Source organism: Rhodosalinus sp. FB01, assembly GCF_041365715.1.
GTDB lineage: Bacteria > Pseudomonadota > Alphaproteobacteria > Rhodobacterales > Rhodobacteraceae > Rhodosalinus.
In genome coordinates, this window is sequence record NZ_JBGFSH010000099.1 from 1 (window position 1) to 350 (window position 350).

The 350-nt window shown below is 76.3% G+C and carries 1 pseudogene; it reads left to right on the forward strand.

Features of this window, described 5'->3' with window-relative positions:
• Window positions 1-350, forward strand: a pseudogene (locus tag AB6A65_RS16770) (DNA primase); the annotation flags it as partial.

Below are 350 nucleotides of genomic sequence, written 5' to 3' on the forward strand. Positions count from 1 at the left end.
TGGAGATCCTCGCCCGCGAGGCCGGGATGCAAATGCCCGCCCGCGACCCGCAAGCGCAGGAGAAGGCCGATCACCTCACCCGCCTGCGCGAGGCGATGGAGGCGGCGGTGCGCCACTACCGCATGCAGCTTTCGACCGCGGCGGCGGGGGAGGCGCGCGACTACCTCGCGCGGCGCGGGCTCGACGAGGCGGCGCTCGCGCGGTTCGAGATCGGCTTCGCGCCGGAGGCGCGGCGCGGGCTCTTCGAGGCGCTGCGCGCCAAGGGCGTCGAGGACCGGCTGATCGTCGAGGCGGGCCTCGCCGCGGAGCCTGACGACGGCAGCGCGGCCTACGACCGCTTCCGCGGCCGC